This window comes from Cohnella sp. GCM10012308 (genome assembly GCF_042649185.1).
In the GTDB taxonomy this organism is placed as follows: Bacteria; Bacillota; Bacilli; order Paenibacillales; family Paenibacillaceae; genus Cohnella.
Genome location: NZ_JBHRYU010000029.1, coordinates 16,590 through 42,271, shown reverse-complemented (window position 1 = coordinate 42,271; position 25,682 = coordinate 16,590). Strand labels below are relative to the sequence as shown.

The window sequence follows — 25,682 nt, the reverse complement described above, 5'->3', positions numbered from 1 at the left end:
CGAATTCGTGAGATAGGGCGAATGGTCCCGGTCGGCCCTGTCAGCCCTGCCGGCGTGAAAAAAGGCCCCGATCCGCGACGAATCGGGATCATGAGGCCGGGCAGCCGGTCACTCGCGTTAAACCGGCTTTAATTCGATTTCATGTAGACGCCGACATGGGCAAGCGTCGGCTGCCAGCGGGATTCCTCGATCCGGATGCGGACCGCGTCGCCCGTCACCGGCTCGAAGAGGCAAATGCGCTTGTGGCCGACGACGGTGTTGCTGTGAACGTCGGTCCAGCCCGCTGTCGTACGGCATGACACGGTGAACCGTTCGATCCGCTGGCCAGAGCGGATGTGCTCCTTGAGCACGACGCGGTCGAATGTAAGCGGCTCGGCAAACCGGAGTTCGATGTCCGCCTGCTCGGTGCCTTCGGACGGGCACCAATACGTCTCCGGATCGGCATCGAGCACGTTGGATGCGGCATGCGCCTCGTCGATGGCGTCAGACGCGGCAGCTTCGGCGCCTTCGGCCAGATTGACGCCGTAATCTGCGCGCAGGCGCTCGCCAAGCCTACGCAGCACATCGGCATCGCGCTCGTGGACGAGGCCGCGCCGGTCCGGCGGCACGTTGAGCAGGAAGGATGCGTTACCGCCTGCCGAACCGTGGTAGACGGCCAGCAGCTCCTCGACCGTCTTCACTTGATCGTCTTCGGTAGCATGATAGAACCAGCCCGGCCGGATGGACGTGTTGACCTCCGCCGGATACCAGACGAGATCGGCGATGCCGGCAATCGCTTCGCGGCTTCCCAGATCGTTGTCCCTCGAGTCGACGCGCCTGGCAAAGGCGCCCCCGTCGTCCTCCTTCTGCGATTTGTCGGCGATTTTCTCGTTGTCGCGCATCGAGGCCGGCACGACGCTCCATTCCGACGGCCGGACATGTCCGGCTTCGTTGCCGCACCAGCGCACGTCCGGACCGCATACGGAAATGACCGCGTCCGGCTGCAGCCGGCGAATCGTCTCATAGTAACGGTCCCAATCGTACACCTGCCGCTTGCCGTTCGGCCCCTCTCCGCAAGCGCCGTCAAACCAGACGCAAAAAATATCGCCGTACCCCGTCAATAATTCGGTGAGCTGCGCAACGAAGTAATCGTTATAGGCGGGCGAGTCGCCGTAGGTCTTCTCGTGCCTGTCCCAAGGCGACAGATAGACGCCGAACGGGATGCCAGCCTCGCGGCAGGCGTCTGCGACTTCGCGGACGAGATCGCCTTGTCCTTGCCGCCACGGACTGCTCTTGACCGAGTGGTCGGTATAAGCGCTCGGCCATAGACAAAAGCCGTCGTGATGCTTGCAGGTCAGAATAAGGCCGCGCATGCCCGCCGATTGGACGGACGCCACCCATTGACGGGCATCCAGTTCCGTCGGATCGAAGATGGCGGGCGCTTCGTTGCCGTCCCCCCACTCGCGGTCCGTAAACGTATTGACCGTAAAATGGATAAAAGCGTAAAATTCGAGCGACTGCCATTTGAGCTGGCGCTCGGAAGGCACGACCTGCGCCGCTTGCTTAATGAAACTTTCCATTGCAGACGATGTCTCCTATCTCCTGGAAAATGATTTTAAAACCCTATGCAAAGTTGGATTTATCTTAATGATAGTACCGATTATAAAAGAGTTGGGAGGGGTGGCGGGACGGACGATTCGACTGTTGAGAGGGGAGAAAGTGACTATGATAGTGGGGGAAACGTAAAGTATATTTTACACTTTTGTAGATAATAATTATAATAGGGGTAAACGGGGGTGGTATGGATGAAGGATTTAATTACCGACGAAAGTGTCTTGCAAGTGTTGCGGGGCTACAATAAGTGGTGGGAAATCGGCAAGGTGCCTAATGACTTCGCCAAGCCCGTCAAGCGATTTGCTTACTTCGACGCGAAACAAAGCTTTGAGCACACGTCGATCAGGCGGCATGTCATTTTAACCGGACCGCGCAGAGTAGGGAAATCAACGATCATGTATCAGACCATACAAGACATGTTGGACATAGGAATCCCATCTAAAAACATTCTTTATGTTTCTTTCGACCATCCGCTTTTAAAAATGTCGGCCATGGACCGGATCTTGAAAATATTTATTAATAATGTCGCCGTAGATGAGCATATTTATCTCTTTTTGGATGAAATTCAGTATGCCCAAGAGTGGAACGGGTGGTTGAAGACGATCTACGATAACTACCCTTCTTATCGGGTGATGGCAACCGGATCTGCAAGTCCGGTCTTAAGCGATAAAATGCCGGAAAGCGGCGTGGGACGCTGGGTCCAGATTCGTATCCCGACCTTATCCTTTTATGAATATTTGGAGCTCCGCGGGATTGAAGTCCCTATCCTCGAACAAAAAATCAAACCAACGGCTTTAAGCGAATTAAGCCAGAAAGAACTGGCCGGATTAATGGGAAGCCTGGAACCGCTGGAGCGTCATTTTCACAGGTATTTATTGATCGGCGGTTTTCCCGAAATTGCACAAACGGACGACCTGCCGTATGCCCAAAGGATTATTCGTGAAGACGTGGTCGATAAAGTGTTAAAGAGAGACATGGTATCTCTTTTTAATGTGAGGCATATCGACGAGCTTGAACGCGTATTTCTATACCTGTGCCTGACGACCGGCAATATCGTAGAAGCAACGACAATTGCCAACAACATGGACATCACGCGACCGACGGCATTAAAGTATCTGGATTTTCTCGAGTTGGCTAACCTCATCTATATGGGCTATCCGGTCGATATGGCCGGGAAAAAAATACTGAAAGCAAAACCGAAAGTTTATCTGGCGGATGCGGCTATTCGGAATGCCGTCCTTCTGCAGGGCGAGGAGGTGCTGCAGGATCCCGATCAGATGGGCATGATCGTTGAATCTGCCGTATATAAACACATCAACACCTTCTACTATAACTTCAACCCAAGAATTGGATATTATAGAGATTCGAATTCACAAAAAGAAATCGATATTGTCGTTATGATGCCCAACTCCAAAATATTGATCGAGATTAAATATCGCGAGAATCCAAGAATTAAAGAGACAGAGGCTATTGTAGACTGGTCGAAAAAAGAGGGAGCGCCGACGGCATCTCTGCTGGTGACGAAGCATGCTGGGGATTATGGGATGTTGGATCATGCGCCTATTATGAGAATCCCGGCGTTTGCGTTCTTATACCTGCTAGGTCATGCGGAAAAAACGCGGTTTAGAAAACCGGAGTAGCATTTTAATATTTGAGTCGTAGACGCATTCCAAATTATGGCGTTCTTGCGAATCGCTGATATAATTGACCTAAAGCGATCGCAAAGGGACGATGGACATGAATAATAAAGTGAATCGATATCTCTTCTATTCCGGAACGGGTATTCTTGTTCTCTTTGTTGTAGGTGTCATTTTTGGAGCACTCCTCTTTGCGAAGACAAGCCCCTACACCGTCAACATCTATGGAGAAAAACCCGATCGGCATTTAGTCGAAATAAAAGACCCGAATCACCTTGTTAACTTTTACGGATATAACATACCGGATAAAAGAGTAAATTTAGACGTAGGAACTTACTATGTTCTGTTAAAGAAAAAGAGCAGGGAAATCTTGTTGATTACTGACGATGTTGAAGTCTTGAATAAACGACTGGATAACAAGAGTTGAGCTTAAGGCTACGAAATCCAAAAACAACAACCAGCAGGGCACCCCTTAAAGTAGGGTGCCCTGCCGCCGCAAGAAGGTTGTTGTTAACGTTGCGGTACACCTTTAAACCATACGGCTTTAAGGGACAGGGTGTCCGAAATGTTCGTTGTCGGATCGCCTTCGACCAATACGAGATCGGCACGCGCACCTGCGGCTATGCGGCCGCGATCATGAAGACCGAACCGGCGGGCCGGCTTGGAGGTAGCCGACTGCAGCGCTTCGACCGGCGTGAACCCGGCCTTAACGAGCAGCTGCAACTCGTGATGTACGCTGGCCCCATGGGCAAGGCCGCCTAAGTTCGGAACGGGAACGGGGGCGACATCCGTCCCGACCAGAATGTCCACGCCGGCACGGTGAAGGTCCATCACGTTTTTAAAGCTATTTTCCAAGTTGCCTTGCGGATAAGTATTGAAGCTGGCGTTCAAAATATCGATCCAGTCCGGGCTCAATTTGGAATGAACGCGAGCGTCATTCGCCAACTCCGCTGCCGGGTTCCCAATAATGGATGCGTTCAACACGAGGCACGGCGTTACAAATGCGCCAGAATCGACGATGGATTGTACGACCTCCGGCGTATATTCGGGCCTGTCGATAAACAGGTGACCCAATCCGTCTACGCCAAGATCGATGGCGGTTTGCGACGAACGGGCAGTTAAAACGTGGGCGATGACCAATTTGTCGAACTTATGGGCTTCATCTACGGCTGCCTTTAAAATCTCGTCGCTGAGTACAGGCAGGCCAGGGGCACCCATGACGGTTCCCTCTTCAATCATGATCTTGATATAATCGGCGCCATTCTCAACCTGAGCATGCACATGTTTAATCGCTTCTTCCACAGTCGTTACTTGCGGCACTTCATCATGATCGTGAGCATAAGCCGCTAACATCGCTTCCCGGTCTTCCTCCGACAATTTCTCCAGTTCCTTTAGTATGAATTCCGGAATTTCGCCATCATCGGGCAGCAACTCATCCGGATGTCCTCCGGGAGCGGTGATTGCCGTTCCTGCAGAGCGGACATCTGCGACGTCATCCACATTTTTTAACTGGATCGCTCGTCCTCTTTCCGTAAAATCCCCGTTCATTTCGAGTTCTGTCGTTACGCCGAAACGTAATGCATCGCGTAATCCGCCGATGGAAGTGTGGACATGCGCATCAATCAAGCCAGGCATCAATGTAGCATCCTCAGCATCGATGATCGTTGCATTTTCCGGAATATTGCCGCCTACCGCAATAATAGTGTCCCCTTTGATGACAACGCTCCTTGATGCGATTACTTTTTCGCCATCGAAAATACGCGCATTCGTAATGGCCGTCAATTTGTCAGAAGAGCTTTGGATTTCTTGGTTCATTTTGTAGTTCCTCCTTGGCGTTATGCTTGAGATAATTCGTAGTTTAATTGTTAGATATCTAACTGTCAATAAGCTAATTTTTGTTTGACATGTTCTCTGGATCCCGATATAGTTTAATTGCTTACAGTTAGCTGTCTAACAGTATGGGGGGACGCTCATGAAGCCTCGCAAGGATACGCCTTATCTGGATTTGTTCCAGATTATTGGCCTTAAATTAAAGAAAAAAGCGGACGAGAGCATAAAAGAGCTAGGATTAAACGCGCAGCAAGGAAAAATAATCGGCTATATTTATGAGAACCAAGAAAAGGAATTAATCCAGCGGGATCTTGCCGATCGGTTTCACCTGCGCGGGGCCAGCATTACGAGCCTGCTTCAAGGTCTTGAGCAAAGAGGCTATATCGAGCGGAAAATCCCGACCAATAATGAACGGCAAAAAAACATTTATGTTTTGCCAAAAGCCGTTGAATTGATCGAGGATTTCAATGAATCCTTCCAAAAGGTCGAGGACGAAATCGTTCAAGTCCTTTCGGAAGAGGAAAAGCAAACGTTAAAGGAATTGCTCATCAAGATTAATGAACGCTTATAAGAAAGAATGGCAGTCGATCACAGGATCGTCTGCCATTTTTGGTTGGTCCGGTATATGTTAAAATTTAGTGGTTGGTTTATCCTGGTGGACTTCTTTGAAAGGCAGGGAAATGCTTGGGGACCGATATTCATGTATATATCGAGCAGAAGAAAATCAAAAGCGGAAATGATCTGAGGACAGAATGGATTAGCTTAGATGAATGGATATATGAACCTTACCCACATGAAGGAGCGTCATGATGACAAAAATACTGAACGGATTGGCTGTATTCTTTATTGTCGTAGGGATGATCTCGGGTATCATCCTTGGAAACGACGGCGCCGACGGATTTCGATGGGGCACAGCCATGACGTGGTGGATCAGCGGGATCGTCACCGGAATTTTATTCTTCGCGATCGCCATCATTCTGGATTATGTCGAAGACACGAATGCCCGGATACGGAACCTGGAATATGAGCTGCTTCTAAAAAACGCGTCTCGCGCTGCGCCGACAAACAGAGGTAACTCCAAAGCCGACTTAAACAAGCTGCGCGGATTGCGACTTGGGAATCCCGAGGAATAGCCAGCAGGCTGCTTTTTGAAAGGAGAAAAGGTGCATGATCATGATTCCGAAGCCCTTTATCGATCGTATGCGCGTGCTTCATGGCGAGGAAGGCGTGGCCTGGTGCGCGACGCTGCCTGAGCTTATCGCTAAGTATGCAAGTCGGTTTGAAATTAGCCCGGAGACGCCATTTTCCAACTTAACCTATAACTTCGTTATGCGCGTAAGGTGCAATGACGGCAAGCCGGCTGTGTTGAAGTGTTCGTTTATGAAAGATGAGCTCTCCAGGGAAGTCGATGTCCTCCGGGACTATGACGGTCGTGGAGCTGTTCGCGTGCTGGAAGCGGACGTGGGGGAGGGCGTCGTCCTGCTGGAGGGCGCCGATCCTGGCACACCATTGGCGAGTGTAGAGGATGATTCGCAAGCGACGGCGATCTTTTGCGATGTTTTTCGCCGCCTTCACCTTCCGGCAGCGCCTGGCAGTCCGTATCCGTCCATCAAGCAGCACTTCGCTGCCATTGAACGATATCGTGAGCGTTTCGATGACGATAAACGGTCTGCGCCGCTGCCTGAAAGTTGGGTAGAAAATGCCGAGGAATGCCTGCACTATCTGATCGCGACGACAAGCGAAAATGTCCTGTTGCATGGCGACCTGCATCACGGCAATATCCTTCGCCATGGCGAAGCGTGGGCTATCATCGATCCCAAAGGCATCGTCGGGGATATTCACTTTGATACGATCCAGTATCTGCTTAACTACGAGGATCGGGGCGGCGACCGCGACCAAGTGCTTCGGAATCGGATTGCGATCATGGCGGATCGGCTTGTCTTGGATCCTCGAAGAATAGCCATGTGGGGCGTGGCGCGGGGCGTGTTAGAAGCCACGTGGACCATTGAAGACGGAGGCACGGACTGGCATAGAGGCATCCAAATAACGCAGCGATTTTCTAACTGTCTGGATTGAGGCGTTATTTGGCATAGATGCGTAAGCGCCGTCAAATACGAACCGTATGGAAAATGCGCCGGATAAACCATATACTAGCTGTAACTGTTTTTTTGTTGAGGTGAATATCGAATGGATGAAGTCGATGATTCCAAGCAAATCGTATTGCAAATCGGCGGCGCCTTGAAGAAGTACAGAAAAGAAAACAATATGAGCTTAGACGACCTAGCAGCGTTAACGGGCGTAAGCAAGCTTACGCTGGGGAATATCGAACGCGGCGAGACCAACCCGACCTTGGGGATCATCTGGAAGATCTCGAAAGGCATATCCTTGCCGCTCTTTTCTTTGTTTAAATCCGAACCATCCGTAAGTCTGTATCGAGCGGGCGAAGGAATGCGGTTTTCGAACGATCAGAAGAATTGGACCATCGAACCTTTCTTCAAAAACGCAAGCAGCGATATTGAAATGTGCCGGGCTTACTTGCAGCCCAACAGCTCGTATCACCCCGAGGGTCATCATGCGAACACGACTGAGATTGCGACCGTCATGACAGGTTCCGTTGAAATTCAGGTCGATGGCGAGGCTTATACGCTCAATCAATACGATACGATCAGTTTCCGTGCGGATTGCCCGCACGCTTATACCAATCATACGGATCGCGAAGCGGTGCTTCATATATCTTTAAAATATGGTTTTTGAAGACGAAAAAATCCCATAGGTAATACAGCTTTTTAGATACAACGCCGAATTCCGTGCCGGGACTCAGCGTTGTATTTTTTTGTTCGTACATTTAGAAAGGATAAAAATTTTGGCGGCGATTCTTAGGCAGGTAAGCGCACATTCGGCATGCCGGAGCATTTCGGTGGCTTGCGGGACCCAAAACCTGCATTTATACATGTATTTTCTGCAGACCAACGGTACCCGATGGAATACCTGCAAATGTGCAGGTAAATTCAACGCATAAGCCGGAAATCCGGCTGATGGCGTAAAATAACTGCGCTTTTGCATCTATCTTGTTTAAAAGGGCCGACATCGGCGGAAATAGATGTATATTTGCAGGCGTTGCAGCGATAGAACGTCCCGGCCAACGATAGACCAACCCATCAGAACGCAATTTTATATATTCTAAAATACTTATTGTTAAAAATATTATACTATAATATACTTTTCTTGTTCGCGCGGACGAAGATTCATTGTTCTCTAATCGAGAAGAAACAAACATACGCTTGATCAGGAAGGAGACATGGAGAATGTCGGACAAACGAATAAAAGCAGCGGCCCTACCATCCTCTGTCGGGCTGTTAATACTCGGCATCATTGTTATTGCAGCTAATTTACGGGCCCCCTTAACCTCGGTCGGTCCTTTGGCAAGTCTCATAAAGGATGAGGTTCATCTTTCAAATACATTGGCAGGCTTGATAACGACCGTACCATTGCTTGCCTTTGCCCTATTATCGCCTCTGGTACCCAAATTGGGGCGAAGGTATGGGTTTGAACGCATGATTTTGATCGCTCTCATCTTTCTGACTGTCGGTATTATCATCCGTTCGCTCTCCGGCGCTGCAGGTCTGTATATCGGAACAGCCATTCTTGGATTCGCAATCGCCGTTTGTAACGTATTATTGCCAAGCTTAATCAAGCGGGATTTCCCGAGAAAGATTGGCTCCATGACGGGCGTTTACGCCATTTCAATGAATTTATGCGGAGCGATTGCATCGGGGATCAGCGTACCGCTTGCCGCGAACGCAGGTCTGAAATGGCAGGGCGCATTGGGGATATGGGGAATATTGAGCATTGTATCGATTCTTTGGTGGTTGCCCCAATTAAGAAATCAAGCCAAGCACGCAACTTCGACGAGACAACCGACGGTCAGCCACCACGTGAATGTTTGGCGTTCCCCGCTTGCTTGGCAAGTTACCTTGTTTATGGGGATCCAGTCGATGGTTTTTTATGTGCTGATTGCCTGGTTGCCTGAAATTTTGATACACCGAGGTATTGACTCAAGCCAATCCGGCTGGTACCTCTCCATCATGCAGTTAGCCGTGCTCCCGTTTACGTTTATCGTTCCCGTTATTGCCGGGCGGATGTCCAGCCAACGTTCGTTGGTGATCGTCACGACCCTTTTGCTGTTGACGGGAACGCTTGGATTACTCTATGGACGCTCCAGCGTAATTTTATTTTGGATTATCATCCTTGGCATCGGCGTTGGCTTCGCTTTTAGTTTGTCCATGATGTTCTTTAGTCTGCGTACAAAGCATGCCCACCAAGCGGCGGAACTGTCCGGCATGGCGCAAGCCGTCGGATATCTTCTGGCCGCGATCGGTCCCGCCCTCATCGGATATTTGCATGACGCGACAAATAGCTGGAATCCGCCGCTTTTCATTTTGCTGGGCGCTTCAGTCTTGCTGTTTATAGTCGGTATAGGAGCGGCAAGGGACCGGTTTGTAGACGCGGGCTAAGCAGCATAGGTTCGGGGAGACAGCCTGCCGGCGTGGTTCGGCGGGCTGTTTGATTATGTTGAAAGGAAGGAGAGCTTGGATATTTGTGGAATCCTATAAAGTGATGTAGGGCGATATGCCAGGCGTAAGGGAGGGTATGAAGGTGAACGAGACTACCTGTCTAGGTTGTCAGCTAGCGAATAAAGTGGTTGAAGCACATATTGTTTATGAAAATGACTGGGTCACTTGTATCTTAGATATTGCCCCTTTAAATGAAGGACACATGCTGATCCTGCCAAAGAATCATTTTCACGATGTGGATGATTTAGATGATGCGGCTTCAATTGAGATTATGCGTGCATCCAGGCTCCTCGCCAGATTGTTAAAATCACATTTTCAACCGCATGGCATCACGATTCTTCAAAACAACGGAACGTTCAATGATTTAAACCATTATCATATGCACGTCTTTCCGCGTTATGAGTCTGACGGTTTTGGTTGGCTAGAGCCTGTGGATACCGCGAATGCCAAAGACCGTTTAAAAGAGACGGCTGAAGCTTTGGTTGTGCTCGTCGATCAACGGCTTTGAGCTAAAGGATGGCTAATGATGATCACACAAAAAGAAATTCTGTTCATGGTGCAAGCGCAACTCGCTATCGATCTGAATTGCTCGATCGACGATCTCAACGGTGAAAAGGATAACATCGTCTTTGTTGAAGCTAAAGAGAATCCCGGTCGAAGACCTTTTCCACGGAAGGCGCGTTTTTTTGAAATCGTGTCTATGGGAAAATCAATCGTAGTCTCGGCTACATCCGAAAGGCTGCTCATTGCCAAAACCATGATGCAAGGAAAGGATAGGGATTCTGTATTCTCCCTGCCGATTATTAGAGGGCTTTACTTGCACTATGTGCCTGATGTGACAAAGCTAAATCGGGGAGCATCGCCCGCAGGCTTTTCATTCGAGCTCGTTAATCGAGAGGAAATGGCCTTTTTATTCGAAGCTCCAAGATTTAAAGAAGCGATTATCTATGATATAAGTCTCCCTTGGCAAACGGATCTTGCTGTACTTGCAAAGCAAGATGGAGAAATCGTTGGCGTGGCTGGAGCAAGCAAAACCTGTTCAAAACTGTGGCAGATCGGCATCGAAGTCTTGCCCGGGTATCGTAATTTGGGCTTGGCCAGTTATCTTGTAAACGAGTTAAATTTTGAACTATTAAAACGCGGCGATATACCCGTTTATGACGCAATTGCCAGCAATATCGCTTCACAAAGAGTGGCTCAACGTTTGGGATTTTACCTCGCGTGGGTTTCGGATTGGCGATGCAATTTTGAAGGACTTGAGTAATGGGGGAATTAAAGAGTATGGGAGGACGTATGTCCAAATTTAATTCCGAAATGAACATAATAAAAGAAAAGCCAGGTCTGTATATAGGGAAGAAGAACTTTACAAGACTTCTTGGATTCATTCATGGCTTTTTGCATGCGGAGTCCGTTTATCAAGTAGTAGAAGATCACTCAAGATTGTTTCCGTTACCTTTTCATTTCTTTCATGAGTTCGTACGGGTGAAATTAGGTTATTTTGAGTCCACATCCGGTTGGTACAACATGATTATGGATAAGAACAAGCACGATGAAGAGGCAAGCTTTGATGATTTTTTTCGATTATACGAGGAATTTAACCATCTTACAATCCAGAATTCTGTAACCGCCATATTGACTGAGGAAAACAAACATTTCCATATTAACGATCCTGGTACACCAAAAAGCGTAATTGATTTTGATGGAAAAGAAAACTGGATACTCGAGCCTTATTTCTCCAATCCGGAAAAATTATTTCTAATCAAGATGTCAAATAACATGGGTTATCTAAAAGTAATTCTTACAAAGAAAGAATGTTTTCTCGTATTTAAATTTAGTCGCACTAAAAAGAAGTCGATGGAACACTTTCATGAAAATTTTGGTGAAGATTTGAATTGGTTTAAAAGCAAATGGGAAGATGGACTTTTAATAAATAGAGAAATGAATTGGACCTAGTCTACAGTTATTCTCCTATTAATGAACTGAAAACAAGAATAAAGCGGGGTAACCATGAGATTTCAAATCGTTTGGAATGCTTTTTTCAAAGTTAAAAATGAGGACAAAGCAAGTCGACTCATAAAGCAAATTGAATCAAGAACGGGTCACCCCATCGTGTCAAAACAATTCGAGAGATTAAAGAGAGATCCTTCATTGTTGGGATCGACGTTTGTAACGAAATTAAATGATGATATAACGATGGAGGCAGCCGTCTTTGAGACGCTTCTGATCATTAATAACCTGGGTACCAACTGGACCGTTTCCAGGCCTAATATAACAAACGATCCTTTTACTCCTTCCGAAGTTATGCTTTCGTTTGAAGGCATGCACAGCAGTCCCTCGTTCCCGGGACTAACTTGGATTTTATTTGTGTTAGAGACGGATACGAAACTTCAGTATGGATGGGAGCATCTTAGTAGGTACGGGACGAACTTTGTAAATCAGATCGAGTAACGGATTTGGTTTGCTTAATAATAGAGTGAGGTGAACGGATTTGGGGATGGATGTCACAGCCTACTTAGGACATAACTTGTCTGCAGGGGATATCGAGCTATTATGTCTTGCTCTAAATTCAAAAAGATTAAAGTATGTGAATTTGTAACCTACCTTCTTCCACACAATCCGGAGGATGCAGGGTTGCTTTGGATTATTCGCGATGGAACTGACGGCACTTTAGAAATCGACGGACCTTGCGGGGTCTTGTTAACTTTCTCGGAGAAGATATGCTATTTTCATCATTATATCAGGTGGAGCAATTTTTTATTAAATGAAAAGATTCAAAGTTATATAAGGAAACTTGTGTACGATTTAGCCCGATTTTTGACAGCCCAATATGCTGTTTATGTCCCGGACAGTGGAGCGAAAGAGTCGTCCATTCTGGACTTTATCTGGGATGATGAAAATAAAGATATGGATTATATAAGGAATTGGCTTCTTGAACGCTGCGGAGCGCCGAAAGCAAAGATCGCAGATATCCATCAGCAGTACGAAGATTACTGGGAATCTGAGGGATACTACATTGATTACTTTGACGATTTACAACTCGATAAATCTGACATTTGAACGGGGACCTTTTGCGGTGAATCGGACCTTTTTCTCTCCTCGTTTCTCCGGTTGCTTACCACCCCAATTAAACCATCTAAAAAAGTCGGAATTTAGGGCTATTCATATTCCGCGTCCCATGCTATAGTAATTTTGTAATTTTAATTACACGTAAGCGACGAGGAGAACCATGCCGAAGAAAAAAAGCACTGCGGTGCTCTCCATCCGACTGGACGACGAGGTTCTCAAGGCCGTGGATTTGCTTGTCGAATCCGGGCTCGAATCCAATCGTTCGAGGGCGGTCGCCCACTTCGTTAATGTGGGGGTGCGGGCTTCCCACGATCTGCTGGTGCGGGCGAGAGAGCAGGCAGACAACCTTCAGCGGCTTAAGAATGAAATGTTCGAGGCGGTGAAGCATCGCGACATCGACAAGGTCGCCGAGCTGATCCACCGGGACGCGAGCCTGGTGAACGTCAGCAACCCGCAAGGGGAGACGCCCGTGCTGATGGCCGTGCTGCTTCGCGCGAACGACATCAAGGAACTGCTGCTGCGAAACGGGGCGGGCAGGCTAAACGTATTCGAGGCAGCCGCCGTCGGTTACAGCTCCCGGGTGAAGGAGCTGCTGGACCAATCTCCGCAGCTGATGAACGCTTACAGCCACGACGGCTTCCCGCTTCTGTCTCTGGCCGTACAATTCGGCAGCACCGAGACGGTGGAGCTGCTGCTGGAACGGGGCGTCGACATTCATGCGCGAAGTCGCGATGGCAGTCTGAACAACAAGGCGATACACGCCACCGTATTCGGGAACTACGGACATCTCGTAGACCTGCTGATGGCGTATGGCGCCGACATTCATGCCCTATGCGAGGGCGAGCTTAGAAAGGGCTTCAACGTGCTGCACGTGGCGGCTTACTTCGACAAAGCGGAGCTGATCAGAAAGTTTCTCGGTTACGGAGCCGACAAGACGGTAAGAAACGCGAGCGGCGAGACGCCATACGAATTGGCACTCTCTCTCGGACACGCGGCTTCCGCAGAGCTGCTCCTGAACTAGCTTGCAAACGATAACGACATTGATCCGATTACCATTACATACGACAACTCGACCGGACAGACGGAGAGTCGCTGATTTCTCAAAGCGGCCTGCGTCTGTCCTTTTAGTCGTAACGGAAGAGAGGAAGAGCTTGATGCAATACCGGAGATTGGGAAGAACGGGACTCAAGTTGTCCGAGGTCAGTCTGGGTACGATGGCGTTCGGGCGCTGGATCGACGAGAAGGCGTCCGGCGAGGTGCTGGATACGGCGCTGGAGGCGGGAATCAACCTGATCGACACTGCGGACGTGTACGGAAGCGGCATGGATAACGGCGACCGGTCGAAGTTCGGCGAGTCCGAGGAGATTCTGGGACGGCTCCTTCAGGGCCGCCGCAACGACATTTTACTGGCGACGAAATTCAGCGCTCATGTGGGTCCGGGCGTCAACGACGGAGGACAGAGCCGTTACCACGTCTACCGCGCGCTGGAGAACAGCCTTTGCCGGCTGCGGACGGATCACGTCGATTTGTACCAGATTCACGTATTCGATCCGGAGACGCCGATCGAGGAGACGCTGCGGGCGCTGGACGATCTGGTGAAGCAGGGCAAGATCCGCTACCTCGGCTGCTCCAATTATGCCGCTTGGCAGCTTGCGAAGGCGCATGGCGTAAGCGCGCTGCACGGCCTTCACCGATTCGAGAGCGTGCAACCGGAGTACAGTCTGATCACGAGAGGCATAGAACGGGAGCTCGCGCCATTCGTGCAATCGGAGCAAGTCGGCGTCATCAGCTACAGTCCGCTCGGCAGGGGAATCCTGAGCGGCAAGTACCGCCAGGGAGAAGCGCCTCCGTCGGAATCCCGGCTGGCTCATGGTGAGAAGCGGCTGGAGCTGTTACTCGATGCGAATCCGGCGTACGCGCTCGTCGACGGCATTCGCCCGCTGGCCGAAGCGAGAGGCTGGACGCTTGCGCAATATGCGCTCTCATGGGTACTCAGCCACTCTTTTGTGACCTCCGCGATTCTCGGTGCCTCGAAGCCGCAGCAGATTCGCGACTCGCTTGCCCATGCCAGCGAGAGGTTAATGGCAGAGGAACTCAAGGAAATAGACGATATTTCCCGCCGCATCGGTCTTTTTACGCTATAAAACCTTGTTTTCGCATTGGCAAACTAAAAATTAGGAGGAGAACCATCATGACGCAATCCCCACAAGCCAAGCCGTCCAAGCGCCAACTCCATCTGGGGTTGTTCTTGTTCTCGACAGGCTATCACCCTGCCGGCTGGCGGCTGCCGGAAGCGGCGACCGACGGCGCGTTCGATCCGAAGTTTCTGCACCTCGTAGCCCAGAGGCTGGAGGAAGCGAAGTTCGACTTCTTCTTCCTCGGCGACGCGCTCGCGACGAGCGCGGACATGCAGCACACGTTCCCGTCGCAGATGGTGCGTCTCGAGCCGTTTACGATGATCGCAAACATCGCGGCGGTCACCGAGAAAATTGGTCTGATCGTAACGGCGAACACGACGTACTCCGAGCCGTACACGGTCGCCCGGCAGACGGCGTCGCTCGATTACCTGAGCGGCGGCCGCCTCGCCTGGAACGTCGTGACCGGTATGGACGTGCGGGCGGCCCAGAACTACAGCCGGGAGAAGCACTGGGACAATTCCAAGCGCTACGACTACGCGGACGAGTTCGTGAAGATCGTACAGGAGCTGTGGGATTCGTGGGAAAACGAAGCGTTCGTCCGGAACAAGGAGACCGGCGAGTTCGTCGACGGCAGCAAGGTGCACCGGATCAATCACGAGGGCGAGCACTTCTCCGTCGCGGGTCCGCTGAACGTGGCGAGGCCGCCGCAAGGACAGATCCCGCTGCTGAACGCGGGCACGTCCGAGCGCAGCCGCGACCTGGGCGCGCAGCAATCCAGCGCCGTTTTTACAGGGCAGATCCTGCTTGAGCTCGCGAAGACGTTCTACGCCGAGATCAAGACAAAGGCCGTGCAGTACGGAAGAAGCACGGATGAAGTGTTCATCCTGCCGGGCCTCGTGCCGCTCGTCGGCCGCACGTCCGAGGAAGCGCGCGCCAAGTACCGGGAGCTGAATTCGCTGCTCGTGACCAACTACGACGTAACGCCGCTGTCCGCGAGAATCGGGATCGACCTCTCCGCGTATCCGCTGGACGGGCCGCTTCCGGACCTGTCGCTCTCGACGCTTCCGGGCGACGAGGCCAGGTGGCTGGTCGCGCTGGCGCAGAAGGCGGAGGGCCGCGAGGACATCACCGTCCGCGAGCTGTTCCACTACTTCGCCGCCACGTCGCGCGGTCATCTGCTCATCGTCGGCAATCCGGAGGAGATCGCGGATCAGATGGCGGAGTGGTTCGAAGGAGGCGCGGCCGACGGCTTCAACATCTGCCCGCCGTACATGCCGGGCGGCCTCGATCTGTTTGTCGACCTGGTCGTACCGGTGCTCCAGCGCCGCGGCCTGTTCCGGACGGAGTACGAGGCGGATACGTTCCGCGGGCACTTCGGCCTGTCCGTTCCCGAGAATCGCTTCGCCAAGAAGGCAGCCCTGCAAGGGGCGGGCGAGTAAGGAAGGGAGCAGAGCCACATGGGCCATGACGGCAAAAAGCGCTACCGGTGGCGCATTCTCATCGGGCAAGTCGCGCTGCTGCTCGCTTGCCTGGGTATCATTGAATACCTCGTACAAGCGGAGATCGTCGGCAGCTTGTACCTGTCGAAGCCGACCCAGGTCGCTGAAGAGATTTACAAGCTGTTCGCGGACGGCGAGATTTTCCACGACTTGCTCGTGACCCTTAAGGAATTCGCGGCGGGGTACCTGCTAAGCGCGTTCGCGGGCATCGCTACGGGAATGTTCCTCGTGCTCGTGCCGCACGCGGAAAACTTCTTCCGGCCGTTCCTCTCGGCGCTCCTGGCGATCCCGAAGGTAACGATCATTCCCCTCCTGATGCTCTGGCTGGGAATCGGGTTGTCGCACAAGGTCGCGATCGTGTTCCTGTTCTGCTTTTTTACCATCGCGTTCAATACCATCACCGGCATCAAGCAGACGGCGGAAGCGCACCTCAAGGTGGCTCGGGTGTTCGAGGCATCCAAGCTGCAGACAATCGTCAAAGTTATCCTGCCGTCGGCGGCGCCTACGATCTTCGTCTCGCTGAGAGTCTCCGCGGCAACCGGGCTCGTCGGCGCGCTGTTCGGGGAGATGGTCGCGTCCAAGGACGGGCTCGGCAACCTGCTGGTGCAGGCGACTTCCCTGTACGACACGGCGAAGGCGTTCGGGATCATCACGGTCGTGACGGTCGTATCGGTGCTTATTATCGGCATCATCGATCTGCTGGAGAAGCGCGTCGTGCTGAAGTGGAAGTCCTCTTAAGAAGTTAGCGAGCTTAACCGTTAGCACGCTTAACAGTTAGACAAATAAACAGTGACCTTTGAGGAGAGAGAAACCATGTTGAAGAAAAAATGGATGGGAACCGGAATCGTAACGGCGGCGCTTGCGCTTGTGCTTGCGGGCTGCGGCGGCAGCAACAATAATGCGGGAGGCGCGGCTTCTCCGTCAGGTTCTGAAGGCGCATCGCCAGCGGCATCGCCGTCGACATCTGCGTCGGCGTCGGCATCTGCTTCAGCGTCCGCGGAGCTGCAGAAGATCCGATACGCGCCGTTTAACGGCGTGAGCGGTCTGGCCGTTCGTTTCGGCATCGAGAAGGGCTTCTTCAAGGACGAGGGGCTCGACGTCGAACTGATCTCCACCCAAAATCCGATCGAAGCGCTGACGAGCAAGGATGTCGACATCGTAGACGTTGCGACGACCAACGCCATCGTGGCTGCGGGCAAGGGCGCTCCGATCAAGATCGTATCCTCGATGTTCCGCACGAAGGGGCCGTTTTACCTGGTCGCCAGAACGGGCATCGAGAGCGTCGAAGACCTCAAGGGCAAGAAGGTCGGCGCAGCCGTGCTCGGCAGCGGATTGGACGTATACACCCAGACGATCCTGAAGGCGCATGGCCTCAGCAAGGACGATGTTACATACCTCGCCGACGGCGTCAACGACGCGGCTTATGCAAGCCTGACGTCAGGCCAAGTCGACGCGACGATTATCCACGAGCCGTTCGCTTCTCTCGCGGAGATTGAAGGCACAGGCAAGATTCTCGCCAAGGGCTGGGATTACCTGCCGACGTTCCATACCGGCGTCCTCGCCTCCCGCAACGACTTCATCGAGAACCATCCGGAGCTCGTCGAGAAGCTGCTGCGCGCGTACTTCAAGTCGCAGGATTATGCGAAGAGCAACCTGGACGAGTACAAGAAGTACTTCCTCGAAAACGTGAAGATCAATCCGGCCGCGGTGGACAAGGCGTTCGAGCGCGAGAACGTACTGTGGGAGAACAATCCGGACGTAGACCTGAACGCGCTGAAGGACACGCAGCAGGTGCAAGTTGACCTGGGCTTCCAGGATAAGATTTACGACGTCGACAAAATACTGGATCTGCGGTTCATTCCGAAAAAATAACGCGAACGGGGGCGATCATATGGCGGGGTTCGAGGTCCGCGGCGTGTCTAAAGTATACGGTGGGGCGACGCCGACGGAGACGCTCTCGAATATCGACTTGACCATCGAAGACGGCGAGTTTCTGAGCATTCTCGGTCCGAGCGGCTGCGGCAAGAGCACCTTGCTCGAGATTCTGGCCGGGCTGCAGCTGCCCACCTCGGGCGAGGTATGGTTCGGCGGAGCGAAGCTGAAGGGGCCGGGCATCGAGCGTGGCGTCGTTTTCCAGGATCCTTCGCTGTATCCGTGGAGATCGGTGGCGAAAAACGTCCAGCTGGGACTAGAGATGCGAGGCGCCGCGAAGAGCGAACGGCGGGAAGGCGCGCAGCGATATCTCGACCTGGTCGGGCTGAAGGGGTTCGAGCACAAGTATCCCCATCACCTGTCCGGCGGCATGAAGCAGCGCGCAGGTCTTGCCCGAGCGCTCGCGAATGGCCCGGAGGTGCTGCTCATGGACGAACCGTTCGGCGCGGTCGACCATCTGACCCGGCTGCAGCTGCAGGACGATCTGCTGAGAATCTGGGAAGCGGAGAAAAAGACCGTCGTATTCGTCACGCATGACGTGTCCGAGGCGGTATTCCTGGGCGACCGGGTCGTGCTGCTGTCTCCGCGGCCAGGGCGGATTAATCGCATCTTCCAGGTGCCCAAGGAGCGTCCGCGAAAGCGCGACGACGCCGAGCTGCTGAAGATCCAGAATGATATTTACGCGGCGATTCACGAGGTGAAGTCTGAGGAGAGTTTGGAGTTTACGATCTAACTAAAGGCGAGCGCAAAGACAACAACGGCAAAGGAGACCGCGAAGACAAGCGGTCATCACGGAAAAAATGCGAAGGAGCGTGGAAGATATGTCATTGTCCAGTATAGCGAGCGTGGCGCAAGTGCAGGAAAGATTGGCGGGCGGCGAGCGCATCGTGCTGCTCGACGTGCGGTTTAATCCGAAGGATCCGGCGTATGGCAAGGATGCCTATGCGAAGGGGCACCTGCCGGGCGCCTTGTTCATCGACTTCAAGGCCGATCTGACCGACCCGGCCCAAGAGCATGGCGGGCGCAGCCCGCTGCCGTCGCCGGAGCGGCTCGCTTCTCTGTTCGGGTCTCTCGGCATCGACCGCGAGACCGCCGTCGTCGCCTACGAAGACGGCAACGGACCGGCCGCTTCGCGGCTGTGGTGGCTGCTCCGCTACCTGGGCGCGGATCGCGCGCAAGTGCTGGACGGCGGCTATGCGGCTTGGACGGCAGCCGGCGGCGATGTGTCTGCGGAGCCGGCAGCGGCCGTGGCTCCGCGCGAATTCGTGCCCGTGCCCAGAGCCGATTGGCTCGTCGGCGTGGAAGAAGTTCGCGCCGCATCCGCCGGGGGCGGTGCGGCGCTGGTGGACTCGCGTGACGCGGCGCAGTACACCGGGCGCGAGGCGCCGTTCGATCCGGTAGCGGGGCACATCCCGGGCGCGGCGAACTACTTCTGGAAGGACACGCTGGAAGAGAGCGGGGCATGGAAGTCGCCGGAGCAGCTTCGCGACTGGTTCGACGATCTGCCGCAAGACGGCGAGATCATCGTATATTGCGGCTCCGGCATCTCGGCGACGCCGAATGTGCTGGCGCTTTGCGAGGCGGGATATAACAACGTTAAGCTTTATTCGGGCAGTTGGAGTGATTGGATTAGTTATGAGGGGAATTCGATTGCTACCGGCGATGAAGAAGAACCGAAAGACGTATAATAGTATGTAGATTAATGAATACACCATCCGGTGCTTGTAGACCGGGGAGGTGTATTTTTTTATGGCTCGAAGTCAACACCATCGAGTGGCTCGATTGGAATTGCTATAGCCAAAGTTTCACATGGAGAATGGAGTTGTCTCTTGGGTTGGGGGGCACGAGAATCCACAATGAGTTCCCGTCCCCATTTGATTTGCTGCTGACCCTATGGAATACGAAAGTCAGGATTATTTTTGATTATAAACATATTGTATTAATCCGGCTTTTTCTATGTCTAATTTATCGACAGTCTTTACAAATATGTTCTTAAAAATTCTATAAGCTAGAAAACCAACTAAAACACCAATAAGATTCATTATTGAATCATTGATATCGATAGTTCTATAGGATATCTTTAAAATAATATTCATTATTAATTGAATTGTTTCAATAGAAAAGCCAACTATAAAACTAGTTAATAACATATTCTTACTGAGCATTTTAGACACGAAGTTAATACCAAACCCGAACGGAATTGTAAGTAAAATATTTAATAAATTTTCTCTGTTTAGTTTTAGGCTCAAGGGATTGTAGTTTATTTGTCTGATCATTTGACTGAAGGTTTCTTTTCCAAATACATCGGTATTGTACAAAATGGGGAAGAATGTATATTTGACTGATTGGATTAGATAAAGATAAAAAAGAGAAAAGAAAATGATATAAATAAATCCTTTTTTCATTAAGGAAAGAAATATAACAATAACTAGATAAATAAATAAGCTACAACCCATTACTAGGTAATTAAAATCTAACATTAAAAGTCACCTCATTTAGTAATCCCGATGTTGAAGCAACTAACCCCAAATATGATTTGGGGTTAGCATATAGGTTATAAAATATCAAGGAGTGGTGGTCTCAAGTTTACCCGTTCCTTCAATAATCCAGTTATCAACCCCACCCTTGTCGAAATTTAACTTATAATTTCCAGCAACTACACTACCTGCATTTATTACGAAGCTATCTGTTGCTGCTTGTGACCATGGAGGCGTGGCATAACCAGTACCTACCAAAGTATTTCCTCCGGTGCTGTTTGCTTTCCAAACAGTGATTGTAATCTGATTTGGGGTTGGTGCGGATCCGTTATTAGCGCCGACATTCCACACTTCACCGGTAACCTTCAAATTACCGGCGGTCATAGCATGATTGACACTTCCATATAACCATCTACCATCATAGTCATAAATATTCCAGGATGAAGAATTTGCAAAAACAGGTATAGCCATAACAAAAATAAAAATTAATGCCGTAAAACCTGATACAAGCGTTTTTTTCATAGTTGATGCCTCCCATATTTTATCTATGATAGCTGGCCAGCTTATCATCTTGCTTGGCATATGCTAATTCTGCATGATAAAATAGAGAGGACTAGTACAATGCATTTCGCATTGTACGTAGCTCACGGAACCAATATCAGCCCACCGTCCAAAGTTAGCTGATATTGGTTCTTCCTATTATCACCTTGCAAAATTATGCATAATATAAACCTTAGTTGCCAAAAGTTGTATCTTAATGCAGAATATCACTATGAGTTTGAAGTGTAAACAGGGCGTTGTGCCTAAAATTGTAAAATTATAAAGGTAATTTCTTGGGACTTACTGAACCGCAAATATTTCGACCTGGTTTGCTTGCTTGAGTCCGCCGCTCCCCTCCTCCCAATGCAGCGGTGCTTATGGGTCGCCGTGTCGATTTTTATCGCTCCATTTCGAGCTTGAGGGAGCTAGTTTGCCAGGACGATGGAGCAATGGCGCTAGCGGGGCAACATGCCATATTTTGGCGTCCTCCAATCTGGTCTTATGTATGCCGCAAGACGGCAAAAGCGATGGGATCATCTCCCCCAACGACCCGATCGCCACCGGCGACGAAGCCCGAAGGACGCATAAACGTATCCTTACAGCAAACAAGCCGCCAAAGCCCTCGGGCTACATGGCGGCTTGTTCTACATTTCCGAAGTTAGCACACGGCCAACTTTTTACCCTATCTACCTAACTATAGAACTGCCAAAATACAAGCTGCCCGACCAGAACAACCATCATCGCAACAGGCAGAATGGCCGACCACTTGTACAGCGCCGTTGAAGCAGAGCGTTTCTTCCTCCAGGATAGCAGCAGCGCACCTACCAAAATCGCAGCCAGCCCAGTCAAACCGTAGTTGACTAAAATCTGCGGATAGACTTCGGCATAGGCACGCTCATTGTTGCTGAGCATCCGCAAGGCAAGAATCAGATTGTTCGCCATAATACCGGTACCCGTCAAGGTGAGGCCAACCACCAGCTTTCGGCTCACGGTACGAGGTGCGGGGCGGCGTTTTCTGTCTCTCAGCGCGTTCCAGACTGCCCGTATCAGCAACACAAGCGGAGCGATCACAAAGTAAACGATGGCGAGCACCGCCAGCGCGGCGCTCAGGATCAGCACCGGCATGGATCTACTTGCAGGCAGCGGTAAATAATCGGAGGTATAGACCGAGATCGACTTTACCTCTCCATCCCTGACAGTCGCATACAGCATGGGCCAGGCATCGAGCGCTGAGTCTCCGCTCACTTTCTCATAGAGGTAAGGCTGCACCTGCTTATAGCTTCCGGTCCTGCCCGCTAGCGTCATCTGGAGCTGATCGGCTCCCAGCGGCTTCAGCTTCATCATCGTAAGATAGGGGAATAGCTTCATGAAGCCATGTTCAGGGCGGCGTGCAGCCACGAACTCGCCTCGAACCTCCGACACATCCGGCAGATTGATAGCTTCCGCCTGCGTCTGCGTGCCTACAATCGCTTTAGTCAGACCATGGACAATATCAGTTTCGCCGGCCTGGTTGGTCATAATGACGATCGCAAACCGGTCTTCGGGCACAAGCTGCATATTGGTGGAAAAAGCAATCGTGTTCCCGCCATGTCCGAGCGTCCGGTGTTGTCCGGGATATTCCCAGAATCCATGGGCAATGCCTGGCATTCCTTCAGCAGAGGTATGGCTCTGCGTCAGCATCGTACCCAGCGTCCCCTGTTTCTCGAACAGAGGGGACTGTTGTCCGGCCGGAGGGAGGAAGGCCATCGCAAACTTGGCCAGATCCTCCGCAGTGCCGTTATTGCCGCCGTTCGGGTACATGGACATATAGTTCCACGATCCCGGGGTGAAGGAACCTTCGCCTTTGAAGAAATAACCTTTGGCTTTATGCTCCAGCAATTCCGGGCGATCCTCTACGACGGAATGCGCAATGGAATGATTCATGCCCAGGGGGTCAAAAATATGCTGCTGTACGTATTCGTGAAAAGGCTGACCGCTTATTCTCTCCACGATATACGCAGCGAGCGAGTTGCCATAGTTCGAATAGGCCACAACCTCGCCGGGTCTATAAATCTGTGCGGGCTGGGCAAGCTGCAGTCCCTCCTCCAGCGACCGTACTTCCTCGGGGGATTGATAGGCCATATCGAACATATACTCTTCAAACCCGGCATTGTGGTTCATCAGATGAAGCATCGTTATGGGATCGTCGTATTTCAGCTTGGTCAGGAAGTTCTCCGGCAAATAGCTGCGGATATCCTCATTCAGATCGATTTTCCCTTGTTCCGCCAGCTGCATCACGGACGCCCATACGGCAAGCTTGCTGATGGAGCCCCACTCCATGACCGTATCCGTCGAGACAGGAATCTGCTGCTCCGCGTCTGCGTAGCCGTAACCCTTGGACAGCACCACCTGGCCATCCTTCACGATAACAACCGACGCGCCTACGGTTTGTTTTCCTATGTACGTTTTCACATAATCGTCGACAAAAGCTTCCAAACCGCTTAGCGGAATTCCGGAAGGCGTTGCCCCATCTGTTCCCACGGTAGCGTCCTCTGCTGCAAATGCTGCGATACTACCGCACAAAAACAGTAGCATGGAGAACACAATCGTACATCCTTTTCTTAACAATAAAACCTCTCCTCCAGGCAGGTAAATTCCGGCAGTCCCCCTATTTTAACAAAAGATCTCAAACTTGACCGTAGCATATTGTAAAAGGTACAAGCAGTTGCATCATTTTTAATCAACAAAAATATGTATTATTTACTATAATGGAAGTTCCAACAAGTTCACCAAGACGAAGCGACGGGGGGCAAAGAATAAGTTGATAACATGGAGGGGGAGGTACTTTGAAATATGTCTTAAGCACATTACTATTAATAATAGTAATGGGAATTACGGGGTGCAGAGTGAATGACGATAACCGGAAAATGACATTAACTGTCGGGGGAGAATCAGTTGATTATGTTATGTATAACCCTTCCGAATCAGAAAACGGACAAGATTATCGATATAAATTCGCTTTTCAAGAAGAACCTTTAACGCATATTAAATATATAAAAATGCAGGATAAAATAACGATTAATTTCGGAAATTCGTCTCCGGACAAAGTTAGTGTAAGCGACAGCTTACTACACTCGAACGGTGAGTATATCTATCCTGATGATTTGTCCTCCGTAACGCCACTCCCCATTGAAGATGGGGTTTCAGAATATATTTTTCAAAAAAAACCGGCCTCCTCATTAAGCTCGCAATTCGATAAATCAAAGAAATATTTTAGAGGGATTACCATTATGGCCAGTTGGGGGAAGCAACAAAAACAATATCTTTTCGTAATACGTACGGATGCATAATTGATAATCTTCAACACTACGGACCGGTTATATGAAAAGGAATTCGAGGACGCCTCTAGAGAACTGAGGTTGCTTGTTTCTTGTTGATTCATGTACAGAGAGGAGGGGGGAGGATCCGCGGCCGCCCCTGCCCTCGTTTTTCATACCCGGGTTAGCTTATCCGGATTTCGTACAACGAAGATCCTGGCAAATTGCCCGCCTTGGAGCTGTACGAACAGAGCCCCCGCGGCTTCGTCCCCCGAACGGAGTATCAAGCTCATCTCGCCGTTGAGCTGGGCAGCCTCGAAGCGGAGATTCGCCTGAACGACGCTTTTGAACCCGTCGAGCAAGAAACGGGCCACGGGAACGCGCATTTGTACCGGGCGAAGGGCCGCAACCGCTTTGCCGCCTCCGTCGGAGACGAACATGACGTCTTCGGTCAGCAGGGACAGCATATGATCGACGTTTCCTTGCTCGAGGGAAGAGAGGAACCGGCTCACCCAATCCACATCGACCGCTGCGGCCGCGACCTGCTCCTCCTCTGATATTTCCAACTTGCTTTTTGCCCGGCTCATCAGCTTCCGGCAATTCGCTTCTTGCTTGCCGAGCAGCTCGGCGATTGCGGGATAATCGAAATCCAGCGCCTCGCGCAGGACAAACACCGCCCGCTCTGTCGGCGTCAGCCGCTCCAGCAGCACGAGCATACCGTAAGACAGCAGGTCGCGGCGGACGACCGCCGTCTCGAGCGAATCCGCCTCCTGCGTCCGAATCGGCTCGGGGAGCCAGGGACCGACGTACGTTTCCCGCTTCTTCCGCGCCGATTTCTGCAGGTTGAGGCAGCGATTGGTGACCATTTTGCACAAATACGCCTTCGGCTCTTCCAGGCGCTCGGGATGGAGCTCGCCCGCCTTGATAAATACGTCCTGTACCGCATCTTCCGCGTCCGCCGCAGATCCCGTCAACTGATAGGCCAGCGTAAACAGGAGCGCCTTGTATTGATCGTACAGTTCCTCCATTTGCCGTCTCACCCTTTCCTGGGGCGTATCCCTATATTCGCCTCTTTATTTTCCAAAGAAACCCGCCTATAC

The 25,682-nt window shown here is 51.2% G+C and carries 25 protein-coding genes; 19 read left to right on the top strand and 6 right to left on the bottom strand.

Annotated elements, in window-relative coordinates:
* Positions 1–128 precede the first annotated feature (128 nt).
* On the bottom strand, positions 129–1,559 hold the full coding sequence (locus ACFOTD_RS25320; RefSeq protein WP_378122728.1) for an alpha-L-fucosidase: 1,431 nt from the start codon (positions 1,557–1,559) through the stop codon (positions 129–131).
* A 225-nt stretch (positions 1,560–1,784) separates the two neighbouring features.
* Between ACFOTD_RS25320 and ACFOTD_RS25315 the strand changes: the two genes are divergently transcribed.
* A complete protein-coding gene (locus ACFOTD_RS25315) occupies positions 1,785–3,233 on the top strand; it encodes an ATP-binding protein (RefSeq protein ID WP_378122773.1) in 1,449 nt (482 codons plus the stop codon).
* Positions 3,234–3,330: 97 nt separating this feature from the next.
* Positions 3,331–3,657: a hypothetical protein gene (locus ACFOTD_RS25310; RefSeq protein WP_378122727.1), complete on the top strand. Its 327-nt coding sequence runs from the start codon at positions 3,331–3,333 to the stop codon at positions 3,655–3,657.
* A gap of 83 nt (positions 3,658–3,740) precedes the next feature.
* Here ACFOTD_RS25310 and ACFOTD_RS25305 read toward each other — a convergent pair whose 3' ends face one another.
* A complete protein-coding gene (locus tag ACFOTD_RS25305) occupies positions 3,741–5,045 on the bottom strand; it encodes an amidohydrolase family protein (RefSeq protein ID WP_378122726.1) in 1,305 nt (434 codons plus the stop codon).
* A 157-nt stretch (positions 5,046–5,202) separates the two neighbouring features.
* Here ACFOTD_RS25305 and ACFOTD_RS25300 point away from each other — a divergent pair, with 157 nt between their 5' ends.
* The 16 genes from ACFOTD_RS25300 (at position 5,203) to ACFOTD_RS25225 (ending at position 19,957) form a co-directional block, all read left to right on the top strand.
* A complete protein-coding gene (locus tag ACFOTD_RS25300; RefSeq protein WP_378122725.1) occupies positions 5,203–5,631 on the top strand; it encodes a MarR family winged helix-turn-helix transcriptional regulator in 429 nt (142 codons plus the stop codon).
* A gap of 238 nt (positions 5,632–5,869) precedes the next feature.
* On the top strand, positions 5,870–6,193 hold the full coding sequence (locus tag ACFOTD_RS25295) for a hypothetical protein (protein WP_378122724.1): 324 nt from the start codon (positions 5,870–5,872) through the stop codon (positions 6,191–6,193).
* A 34-nt stretch (positions 6,194–6,227) separates the two neighbouring features.
* On the top strand, positions 6,228–7,136 hold the full coding sequence (locus ACFOTD_RS25290; protein ID WP_378122723.1) for an aminoglycoside phosphotransferase family protein: 909 nt from the start codon (positions 6,228–6,230) through the stop codon (positions 7,134–7,136).
* Positions 7,137–7,247: 111 nt separating this feature from the next.
* Entirely contained in the window at positions 7,248–7,814 is a 567-nt protein-coding gene (locus ACFOTD_RS25285; RefSeq protein WP_378122722.1) for a helix-turn-helix domain-containing protein, read from the top strand.
* A gap of 551 nt (positions 7,815–8,365) precedes the next feature.
* The gene (locus ACFOTD_RS25280; RefSeq protein WP_378122721.1) at positions 8,366–9,574 is read left to right on the top strand and encodes a CynX/NimT family MFS transporter; all 1,209 of its coding nucleotides are present in this window, start codon (positions 8,366–8,368) and stop codon (positions 9,572–9,574) included.
* A 142-nt stretch (positions 9,575–9,716) separates the two neighbouring features.
* A complete protein-coding gene (locus tag ACFOTD_RS25275; protein WP_378122720.1) occupies positions 9,717–10,142 on the top strand; it encodes an HIT family protein in 426 nt (141 codons plus the stop codon).
* 18 nt (positions 10,143–10,160) lie between these two features.
* Positions 10,161–10,898: a GNAT family N-acetyltransferase gene (locus ACFOTD_RS25270; protein WP_378122719.1), complete on the top strand. Its 738-nt coding sequence runs from the start codon at positions 10,161–10,163 to the stop codon at positions 10,896–10,898.
* Positions 10,898–11,587, top strand: a complete 690-nt coding sequence (locus ACFOTD_RS25265) for a hypothetical protein (protein ID WP_378122718.1) — start codon at positions 10,898–10,900, stop codon at positions 11,585–11,587. The genes ACFOTD_RS25270 and ACFOTD_RS25265 overlap by 1 nt, the downstream gene beginning before the upstream one ends.
* Positions 11,588–12,184: 597 nt before the next feature.
* Positions 12,185–12,691, top strand: coding sequence for a hypothetical protein (locus tag ACFOTD_RS25260; RefSeq protein WP_378122717.1), 507 nt, complete (start codon positions 12,185–12,187; stop codon positions 12,689–12,691).
* 169 nt (positions 12,692–12,860) lie between these two features.
* Positions 12,861–13,721 carry an ankyrin repeat domain-containing protein gene (locus ACFOTD_RS25255; protein WP_378122716.1) on the top strand — a complete coding sequence of 287 codons (861 nt, stop codon included), beginning with the start codon at positions 12,861–12,863 and terminating at the stop codon, positions 13,719–13,721.
* Positions 13,722–13,854: 133 nt separating this feature from the next.
* Positions 13,855–14,844, top strand: a complete 990-nt coding sequence (locus ACFOTD_RS25250) for an aldo/keto reductase (RefSeq protein WP_378122715.1) — start codon at positions 13,855–13,857, stop codon at positions 14,842–14,844.
* A gap of 47 nt (positions 14,845–14,891) precedes the next feature.
* Positions 14,892–16,277 carry an LLM class flavin-dependent oxidoreductase gene (locus ACFOTD_RS25245; protein ID WP_378122714.1) on the top strand — a complete coding sequence of 462 codons (1,386 nt, stop codon included), beginning with the start codon at positions 14,892–14,894 and terminating at the stop codon, positions 16,275–16,277.
* Between the two features lie 18 nt (positions 16,278–16,295).
* Positions 16,296–17,075: an ABC transporter permease gene (locus tag ACFOTD_RS25240; protein ID WP_378122713.1), complete on the top strand. Its 780-nt coding sequence runs from the start codon at positions 16,296–16,298 to the stop codon at positions 17,073–17,075.
* A 75-nt stretch (positions 17,076–17,150) separates the two neighbouring features.
* Positions 17,151–18,209, top strand: coding sequence for an ABC transporter substrate-binding protein (locus ACFOTD_RS25235; RefSeq protein ID WP_378122712.1), 1,059 nt, complete (start codon positions 17,151–17,153; stop codon positions 18,207–18,209).
* 19 nt (positions 18,210–18,228) lie between these two features.
* Positions 18,229–19,002 (top strand): ABC transporter ATP-binding protein, encoded by a 774-nt coding sequence (locus tag ACFOTD_RS25230; RefSeq protein WP_378122711.1) that lies wholly within the window; start codon positions 18,229–18,231, stop codon positions 19,000–19,002.
* An 88-nt stretch (positions 19,003–19,090) separates the two neighbouring features.
* Entirely contained in the window at positions 19,091–19,957 is an 867-nt protein-coding gene (locus ACFOTD_RS25225) for a sulfurtransferase (RefSeq protein WP_378122710.1), read from the top strand.
* A gap of 225 nt (positions 19,958–20,182) precedes the next feature.
* Here the strand turns inward: ACFOTD_RS25225 and ACFOTD_RS25220 are convergent, their stop codons facing one another.
* The 3 genes from ACFOTD_RS25220 to ACFOTD_RS25210 all read right to left on the bottom strand — a co-directional run bounded on the left by ACFOTD_RS25220 (position 20,183) and on the right by ACFOTD_RS25210 (position 23,893).
* Complete coding sequence (locus tag ACFOTD_RS25220) at positions 20,183–20,674, bottom strand: VanZ family protein (RefSeq protein WP_378122772.1); 492 nt, start codon at positions 20,672–20,674, stop codon at positions 20,183–20,185.
* A 159-nt stretch (positions 20,675–20,833) separates the two neighbouring features.
* Positions 20,834–21,268, bottom strand: coding sequence for a hypothetical protein (locus ACFOTD_RS25215; RefSeq protein ID WP_378122709.1), 435 nt, complete (start codon positions 21,266–21,268; stop codon positions 20,834–20,836).
* Positions 21,269–21,976: 708 nt separating this feature from the next.
* Positions 21,977–23,893 carry a serine hydrolase domain-containing protein gene (locus ACFOTD_RS25210; RefSeq protein WP_378122708.1) on the bottom strand — a complete coding sequence of 639 codons (1,917 nt, stop codon included), beginning with the start codon at positions 23,891–23,893 and terminating at the stop codon, positions 21,977–21,979.
* A gap of 218 nt (positions 23,894–24,111) precedes the next feature.
* Between ACFOTD_RS25210 and ACFOTD_RS25205 the strand changes: the two genes are divergently transcribed.
* Positions 24,112–24,615, top strand: coding sequence for a hypothetical protein (locus tag ACFOTD_RS25205; RefSeq protein WP_378122707.1), 504 nt, complete (start codon positions 24,112–24,114; stop codon positions 24,613–24,615).
* Positions 24,616–24,755: 140 nt separating this feature from the next.
* On the opposite strand, the gene sigJ is transcribed toward ACFOTD_RS25205, so the two are convergent.
* Positions 24,756–25,610 (bottom strand): RNA polymerase sigma factor SigJ, encoded by an 855-nt coding sequence (gene sigJ, locus ACFOTD_RS25200; RefSeq protein ID WP_378122706.1) that lies wholly within the window; start codon positions 25,608–25,610, stop codon positions 24,756–24,758.
* Between the last annotated feature and the right edge of the window lie 72 nt (positions 25,611–25,682).

Excerpts from the sequence above, each read along its gene's own strand:
- ACFOTD_RS25320 (WP_378122728.1), bottom strand. The coding sequence starts at position 1,559 with ATGGAAAGTTTCATTAAGCAAGCGGCGCAGGTCGTGCCTTCCGAGCGC.
- ACFOTD_RS25300 (WP_378122725.1), top strand. The coding sequence starts at position 5,203 with ATGAAGCCTCGCAAGGATACGCCTTATCTGGATTTGTTCCAGATTATT.
- sigJ (WP_378122706.1), bottom strand. The coding sequence starts at position 25,610 with ATGGAGGAACTGTACGATCAATACAAGGCGCTCCTGTTTACGCTGGCC.
- ACFOTD_RS25265 (WP_378122718.1), top strand. The coding sequence starts at position 10,898 with ATGGGGGAATTAAAGAGTATGGGAGGACGTATGTCCAAATTTAATTCC.
- ACFOTD_RS25315 (WP_378122773.1), top strand. The coding sequence starts at position 1,785 with ATGAAGGATTTAATTACCGACGAAAGTGTCTTGCAAGTGTTGCGGGGC.
- ACFOTD_RS25260 (WP_378122717.1), top strand. The coding sequence starts at position 12,185 with ATGTCTTGCTCTAAATTCAAAAAGATTAAAGTATGTGAATTTGTAACC.
- ACFOTD_RS25240 (WP_378122713.1), top strand. The coding sequence starts at position 16,296 with ATGGGCCATGACGGCAAAAAGCGCTACCGGTGGCGCATTCTCATCGGG.
- ACFOTD_RS25270 (WP_378122719.1), top strand. The coding sequence starts at position 10,161 with ATGATCACACAAAAAGAAATTCTGTTCATGGTGCAAGCGCAACTCGCT.
- ACFOTD_RS25225 (WP_378122710.1), top strand. The coding sequence starts at position 19,091 with ATGTCATTGTCCAGTATAGCGAGCGTGGCGCAAGTGCAGGAAAGATTG.
- ACFOTD_RS25255 (WP_378122716.1), top strand. The coding sequence starts at position 12,861 with ATGCCGAAGAAAAAAAGCACTGCGGTGCTCTCCATCCGACTGGACGAC.
- ACFOTD_RS25310 (WP_378122727.1), top strand. The coding sequence starts at position 3,331 with ATGAATAATAAAGTGAATCGATATCTCTTCTATTCCGGAACGGGTATT.
- ACFOTD_RS25250 (WP_378122715.1), top strand. The coding sequence starts at position 13,855 with ATGCAATACCGGAGATTGGGAAGAACGGGACTCAAGTTGTCCGAGGTC.
- ACFOTD_RS25215 (WP_378122709.1), bottom strand. The coding sequence starts at position 21,268 with ATGAAAAAAACGCTTGTATCAGGTTTTACGGCATTAATTTTTATTTTT.
- ACFOTD_RS25285 (WP_378122722.1), top strand. The coding sequence starts at position 7,248 with ATGGATGAAGTCGATGATTCCAAGCAAATCGTATTGCAAATCGGCGGC.
- ACFOTD_RS25295 (WP_378122724.1), top strand. The coding sequence starts at position 5,870 with ATGACAAAAATACTGAACGGATTGGCTGTATTCTTTATTGTCGTAGGG.
- ACFOTD_RS25290 (WP_378122723.1), top strand. The coding sequence starts at position 6,228 with ATGATCATGATTCCGAAGCCCTTTATCGATCGTATGCGCGTGCTTCAT.
- ACFOTD_RS25305 (WP_378122726.1), bottom strand. The coding sequence starts at position 5,045 with ATGAACCAAGAAATCCAAAGCTCTTCTGACAAATTGACGGCCATTACG.
- ACFOTD_RS25245 (WP_378122714.1), top strand. The coding sequence starts at position 14,892 with ATGACGCAATCCCCACAAGCCAAGCCGTCCAAGCGCCAACTCCATCTG.
- ACFOTD_RS25235 (WP_378122712.1), top strand. The coding sequence starts at position 17,151 with ATGTTGAAGAAAAAATGGATGGGAACCGGAATCGTAACGGCGGCGCTT.
- ACFOTD_RS25230 (WP_378122711.1), top strand. The coding sequence starts at position 18,229 with ATGGCGGGGTTCGAGGTCCGCGGCGTGTCTAAAGTATACGGTGGGGCG.
- ACFOTD_RS25280 (WP_378122721.1), top strand. The coding sequence starts at position 8,366 with ATGTCGGACAAACGAATAAAAGCAGCGGCCCTACCATCCTCTGTCGGG.
- ACFOTD_RS25220 (WP_378122772.1), bottom strand. The coding sequence starts at position 20,674 with ATGAAAAAAGGATTTATTTATATCATTTTCTTTTCTCTTTTTTATCTT.